This window comes from Amycolatopsis anabasis (assembly GCF_009765355.1).
Taxonomy (GTDB): domain Bacteria; phylum Actinomycetota; class Actinomycetes; order Mycobacteriales; family Pseudonocardiaceae; genus Amycolatopsis; species Amycolatopsis anabasis.
The window spans coordinates 15,385-22,722 of the sequence record NZ_VTHK01000063.1; the positions used below are offsets into that span (position 1 = coordinate 15,385).

Sequence of the window (7,338 nt, forward strand, 5' to 3'; positions counted from 1 at the left end):
GGTCCCCATCCTCGAACACGACCTCCCGCACCGGCCGATCCAGATGCCGGTCCAGCTCGGCGCACACCCCGTCGAACGCCGCCGCGAACACCGGGAACCGCTCATACAGCTCCCGGCCCATCCCCGCACGCTGCGAACCCTGACCCGCGAACAAGAACGCGGTCTTGCCCTTGGCCGCAACGCCTTCGATCACCCCGGCAAACCCAGTTCCCTGAGCCAGCGCGGCCAACCCGCGGGACAACTCCGCCCCCTCCGCACCCACCACCACGGCACGGTGTTCCAACGCGGCACGAGTCGTCGCCAAAGACAACCCGACATTCACCGGCGTCACATCGTCCACATAGGACACCAGTCGCCGGGCTTGCTCCCGCAGCGCCGGGGCGTTCTTCGCGGAAAGCAGCCAGGGCGTGACGGGAACGCGCGCAGCGGGTTCGGCGGGCGCATCCGGCTCGATCTCGGGGGCCTGCTCCAGGATGACGTGGGCGTTCGTGCCGCTGACCCCGAACGAAGACACCCCGGCCCGGCGCGGTTCGCCGGTTTCCGGCCAGGGCATGGCTTCGGTGAGCAGTTCGACCGCACCGGCGGACCAGTCCACGTTCGGGGAGGGCGCGTCGATGTGCAGGCTCTTCGGCACCTGGCCGTGCCGCATCGCCTGCACCATCTTGATCACCCCGGCGACCCCGGCGGCGGCTTGCGTGTGCCCGATGTTCGACTTGATCGAACCGAGTCGCAGGGGCCGGTCCTTCGGCCGCGCCCGGCCGTAGGTCGCCAGCAATGCCTGCGCCTCGATCGGATCGCCGAGTTTGGTGCCGGTGCCGTGCGCCTCGACCACGTCGACCTGATCGGCCGACAGCCGGGCGCTGTCCAGGGCTAGCCGGATCACGCGCTGCTGGGAGAGCCCGTTGGGCGCGGTCAGCCCGTTCGACGCGCCATCCTGGTTCACCGCGGAACCACGCAGCACGGCCAGCACCCGATGTCCCTTGCGCCGCGCCTCCGACAACCGCTCCACCAGCAGCAACCCGACACCCTCACCCCAGCCGGTGCCGTCCGCCGCCGCGGCGAACGACTTGCACCGGCCGTCGGCGGAAAGGCCGCCCTGGCGGGAGAACTCCACGAACGTGTAAGGCGTCGACATCACCGTCACGCCCCCGGCCAGCGCCAGCGAGCACTCGCCCCGCCGCAGCGACTGGGCCGCCATGTGCAACGCCACCAGCGACGAAGAGCACGCCGTGTCCACGGTCACCGCGGGCCCTTCGAAACCGAACGCATACGCGATGCGGCCGGAGATGATGCTCGGGGAGTTACCGGTCAGCAGATGCCCCGCGACGTCGTCCTGGTGCTGCTCGCCAACCGTCTCGTAGCCCTGATAGGTGGCGCCGACGAACACCCCGGTCTCGCTGCCCGCGAGGGAAGTCGGGTCGATCCCGGCCCGTTCGAAGACCTCCCACCCGGTCTCCAGCAACAGCCGCTGCTGGGGGTCCATCGCCAACGCTTCGCGCGGCGAGATGCCGAAGAAGCCCGGGTCGAACTTGGCGGCCTCGTGCAGGAAACCGCCCTCGGCGGTGTAGCTGGTTCCCGGGCGGAGCCCATCGGGGTCGTACAGCCCTTCCACGTCCCAGCCCCGGTCGAGCGGGAAGCCGGAAACGGCGTCGCCGCCCGAGGCGACCAGGTCCCACAGGTCCTCCGGGGAGCTCACCCCGCCCGCGTACCGGCAGCTCATGCCCACGATCGCGATGGGCTCCCGGTCCTTCTCCTCGACCTCGCGCAGCTGATCGCGGGTCTCGTGCAGGTCGGCGATGGACCGCTTCAGGTACTCGCGGAGTTTCTCTTCGGTCGACACAAGGCGTCACCCCCTAGCTGCCGGGTTTGTTGTCTACGAGGGCGAACAGCTCATCGTCCGTTGCCACTTCCAGCCTTTCCGCCATCGAACCGGCGTCCTTCGCCGCCTTCTCGCCGGACAACCTGGACAGCAGCGCGGCCAACCGGGTCGCGACCCGTTCCCGCCCGAGCTCGTCCTCGGCGGCCGCCAGGAGAACGGTTTCCAGCCGGTCCAGCTCTTCGAGCGTGGTGAGGAAGTCCGGCTCCTCGGCCCGAGTCAGCTCGGCGCGCAGGTACCGGGCGAGCACGGCCGGTTTCGGGTAGTCGAACACCAGCGTCACCGGCAACCGCAGCCCGGTGGCCGTGCTCAGCCGGTTGCGGAGTTCGACGGCGGTCAGCGAGTCCAGTCCGAGTTCCTGGAACGCCCGGGTCTCCTCGATCGCGTCCGCGGCGTCGTACCCGAGCGCCGCCGCGGTGTGCGTCGCCACCAGTTCGACCAGCAGGTCCTCCTGCGCTTCTTCGGACAGACCCGCCAGCCGTTGCTTCAGATCGGTAACCGCCCCGCCCTTCGAAGCGGTCCGGGTCGGGGTGCGGACGAGCCCGCGCAGCAACGCGGGAACCTGGTCCGACGCCGCGCGCAGCTTCCGGGTGTCCAGTTCGATCGGGATGAGCAGCGCAGCACCGGCGGCGAGCCCGATGTCGAACAGCGCGAGCCCGTCCGCCCGGGACAGCGGCTCGACCCCGCCGCGCGCGATCCGGGCGGATTCGTCGGACTGGTCCCACGGTCCCCAGGCCAGCGACACCGCGGGAAGGCCCGCCGCCCGGCGGGACTGGGCGAGCGCGTCGAGGAAGGCGTTCGCGGCCGCGTGGTTGCCCTGGCCGGGTCCGCCGAGCACACCGGCGGCCGACGAGAACAGGACGAAACCGCCCAGTTCCCGGTCGCGGGTGAGTTCGTGCAGGTTCAGCGCCGTGTCGATCTTCGGACCCAGCACCGCGTCGACCCGTTCCGGGGTCAGCGACCCGATCACACCGTCGTCGAGCACTCCGGCGGTGTGCACCACCCCGGTCAGCGGGTGCTCCGCCGGAATCCGCGCCAGCACGTCCGCGAGCGCGCGCCGATCGGTGGTGTCGCACGCGGCGATCGTCACCTCGGCACCGAGCGCGCCGAGTTCGGCGGCCAGTTCCGCGGCGCCGGGGGCGTCCGCGCCCCGCCGGCTGGTCAGCACCAGATGCCGTATCCCGTGCCCGGCCACCAGATGCCGCGCCACCACCCTGCCCGAGGCGCCCGTGCCGCCGGTGACGAGGACGGTGCCGTCCGGGGCGAAGCCGGGTTGGCCGCCGGTTCCGGACGCCCGTTCCAGCCTCGGCACCCGCACGACACCGTCGCGCACCGCGAGTTGCGGTTCGTCGAGGGCCAGCGCGGCGGGCAGCACGGGGAACGAACGGTCGCTGTCGTCGAGGTCGATCAGGGTGAACCGTTCCGGGTGCTCGGCCTGCGCCGAGCGCACCAAGCCCCAGACCGCGGCCCCCGGCGGGTCACCGACGGACGCGTCCGCTTCGGCGGCGACCGCGCCCCGGGTCACCACGGCCAACCGCGAGGTGGCGAGCCGCTCGTCGGCCAGCCACGACTGGATCAACGCGAGGACGGACTTCGTGGCTTCGTTCGCCGCGCCGCCGGGAACGGATTCGACGAACACCACGTCGGGCGCCCCGGCTTCGGCGACCGATGCCAGGTCGGTGTACCGCTCCACCTTGACCCCGTCCAGCCCGAAAGCGCCTGCCAGCAGGCCGGGACCGTCGCCCAGCAGCACCCACCGGGACGAATCGGGCGCGGCACCGGGCCGCACTTCGGTCCACTTCAGACGGAAAAGCGAACCGTCGCCGTCCGGGCGAGCGGCCCGGAGCGCCTCCGCGGAGACCGGGCGGGACACCAGCGACCGCACCGCGGCCACCGGGGCGCCGCTGCCGTCCGCGATCTCGAGGGACACCTCGTCCGGCCCGGTCGCGGCAATCCGCACGCGGAGCACGGACGCCCCCGAGGCGTACCGGCTGACGCCGCTCCACGCGAACGGAACCGTGGTCTGCCCGGGTTCCGCGTCGCCGGAGATTCCGGTCACGTGCAGCGCGGCGTCCAGCAGCGCGGGATGCACCCCGAACGAGTCCGCGTCCACCGAAACGTCCTCGGGGACCCGGATCTCGGCGAACAGTTCGTCCCCGCGCCGCCAGGCCGCGGCCATCCCCCGGAAGGCGGGACCGTAGTCGAGCCCCGCCCCGGACAGCCGCTGGTACGCGTCGTCGACCTCGATCGGGATCGCCTTCGCCGGTGGCCATTCGCCGAGGTCGGGCGGTTCCTGGGCATCGGTGGTGAGCACGCCGCTGGCGTGCCGGGTCCAGGCCGGGTCGAACTCGTCGTCGCCCGCCTTCGCCGAATGCACGCTCAGCGACCGGCGGCCCGATTCCTCCGCGCCGACCACCACCTGGAACCGCACCCCGCCGTACCCGGGCAGCACCAGCGGCGCCTCGAGGGTGAGCTCCTCCAGCACCCCGCAACCGATCCGGTCACCGGCGCAGCTCGCCAGTTCGACGAACACCGTCGCGGGCACCAGTACGGCGCCGAGCACCACGTGGTCGGCGATCCAGGGCTGGGTCTCCACGGACAACCGGCCGGTGAACACGGCCCCATCCGAGTCCGGCATCCGCACGGCCGCGCCCAGCAACGGGTGCTCCGCCGGTACCAGGCCGAGCGAGCGAACGTCGCCGACCGCACCGGTTGCTCGCGGCCAGTACCGTCGCCGCTGGAAGGCGTAGGTCGGCAGCGGGACCCGGCGAGCACCCGAGCCCGCGAAGAACAGGTTCCAGTCCACGGCACAGCCGTGTGCGTGCGCCTTGGCGACCGCTTCGACCAGCGCCACGGCCTCGCCCCGATCCTTGCGCAGCGCCGGAACCACCGTCGCGTGATCGGTCAGGCAGTCCTGGATCAAGGCGGTCAGCACGCCGCTCGGCCCCACCTCGAGGAACCTGGAGACCCCTGCCGCGGCCAGCGCGCGAACACCGTCGCGGAACCGGACGGTCTCGCGCACGTGCCGCACCCAGTACTCGGCCGAGCACAACTCGGCCGCCGTCGCGAGCTGACCGGACACATTGGATACGACCGGGATGCGGGGTTCGTGGAACGCAACGCCTTCCGCCACCCGGCGGAAACCCCGCAGCATGGCTTCCAGGTGCGGCGAATGGAACGCGTGGCTCACCCGCAACCGCTTCACCCGGCGCCCCTGCGCTTCCCAGTGTCCGGCGATCTCCAGCACGACCGCTTCGTCACCGGAGATCACCACCGAGTCCGGGCCGTTCACCGCGGCGATGCTCGCCTGCGATTCCTTACCCTCCAGCAACGGCCGCAACTCTTCCTCGGTGGCCTGAACCGCCACCATCGCCCCACCCAGGGGCAACGCCTGCATCAACCGGCCCCGCGCAGCCACCAACGCGGCCGCATCCGCCAACGACAACACCCCAGCCACATGCGCGGCCACCAGTTCGCCGATCGAATGCCCACCCACGAAATCAGGAGTCACACCCCACGACTCAAGAAGACGGAACAGGGCGACCTCGACCGCGAACAAACCCGCCTGCGTCCACACCGTCTGATCCAGCAGGCCCCCACCCTCGAACACAACATCCCGCACCGGCCGATCCAGATGCCGGTCCAGCTCGGCGCACACCCCGTCGAACGCCGCCGCGAACACCGGGAACCGCTCATACAACTCCCGGCCCATCCCCGCACGCTGCGAACCCTGACCCGCGAACAAGAACGCCGACTTGCCTTCCGCGGCGACCCCTCCGACCACCCCGGCCGGTGCTTCTCCCCCGGCCAACGCGGCCAGCGCGCGCAGGAACTCGGCGCGCTCCCCGGCCACCACCGCCGCCCGGTGCTCGAGCCCGGGGCGGCCGGTCGCCAGCGAGTACGCCACGTCCAGCGCGTCCAGGTCGGGGTGCGACCGGACGTGCTCGGCAAGCCGCGCGGCCTGCGCCCGGAGCGCTTCGCCGGTCTTCGCGGACAACACCCACGGCAACACCGGGATCGGTGAAACCGGCTCCCCGGTCGCGGCCTCGGGTTCCGGAGCCTGCTCGAGGATCACGTGCGCGTTGGTGCCGCCGACGCCGAACGCGGACACCGCCGCCCGGCGCGGCCGGTCCGCCTCCGGCCACGGGACCGGCTCGGTCAGCAGCCGGACCGCGCCCGCGGACCAGTCCACATTGGGCGATGGTTCGTCGATGTGCAGGGTCTTCGGCAGCACGCCGTGCCGCATCGCCAGCACCATCTTGATCACCCCGGCCACCCCGGCGGCGGACTGGGTGTGCCCGATGTTGGACTTCACCGAACCCAGCCACAGCGGCCGGTCCTCGGGGCGCTCCTGGCCGTAGGTCGCCAAGAGAGCCTGCGCTTCGATGGGATCGCCCAACGTCGTCCCGGTACCGTGCGCCTCCACCGCGTCGACCTCACCGGCCGACAGCCCGGCATTGGCCAGGGCCTGCCGGATCACCCGCTGCTGCGACGGACCGTTCGGCGCGGTCAGCCCGTTCGACGCGCCGTCCTGGTTCACCGCGCTGCCGCGCACCACGGCCAAGACCTGGTGACCGTTGCGCTGCGCGTCCGACAACCGCTCCACCAGCAACAGCCCGACGCCGTCGGAGAACCCGGTGCCGTCGGCGGCCGCGGCGAACGGCTTGCACCGCCCGTCCGCGGCGAGCCCGCGCTGCCGGGAGAACTCCACGAACGCGGCGGGGGTGGAGATCACGGTCACCCCACCGGCCAGCGCCAGCGAGCACTCCCCGGACCGCAGCGACCGCACCGCCAGGTGCAACGCGACCAGCGACGACGAGCACGCCGTGTCCACGGTGACCGCGGGCCCCTCGAATCCGTACACATAGGACAGACGGCCCGAGGTGACCGCGGTGGACCCGCCGGTCAGCAGGTGGCCGTCGACCTCGTTCGAATCCCCGGCGAAGCCGTTGTCGTAGCCGGAATGCCCGGCGCCGATGAACACGCCCGTCGCGGTGCCGCGGAGCGAGCGCGGATCGATCCCGGCGCGCTCGAACACTTCCCACGACGTTTCCAGCAGCAACCGCTGCTGCGGATCCATGGCCAGTGCCTCGCGCGGCGAAATGCCGAAGAACCCGGCATCGAACTCGGTCGCGGTGTCGATGAAGCCGCCCGCGCGTACGTAGGACTTCCCGGACCGATCCGGGTCCGGGTCGTAAAGGCGCTCGACGTCCCATCCGCGATCGCCGGGGAACTCGGTGATCACGTCCCGGCCGTCGCGCAGGACCGCCCAGAAGTCGTCCGGTGACTGCGCGGCCTCGGGAAAACGGCAGCCCAAGGCAACGATGGCGATCGGTTCGCGATCGCTGTTCTTGAGCTCCCGCAGTTGCCGGCGGGCGTCGTGGAGATCCGCCGCCACCCGCTTGAGGTAGTCGCGGAGCTTGCCGTCATTCGCCATGGAACCTTGCCTTGTTCGGGATCAG

General features: G+C 71.6%; 1 protein-coding gene and 1 pseudogene. Both read right to left on the reverse strand.

Annotated elements, in window-relative coordinates; translation table 11 throughout:
• Window positions 1-1,840, reverse strand: a pseudogene (locus FXO23_RS51995) (type I polyketide synthase); the annotation flags it as partial.
• Window positions 1,841-1,853: 13 nt separating this feature from the next.
• Complete coding sequence (locus FXO23_RS43075; protein WP_158893401.1) at window positions 1,854-7,313, reverse strand: type I polyketide synthase; 5,460 nt, start codon at window positions 7,311-7,313, stop codon at window positions 1,854-1,856.
• Window positions 7,314-7,338: the final 25 nt, after the last annotated feature.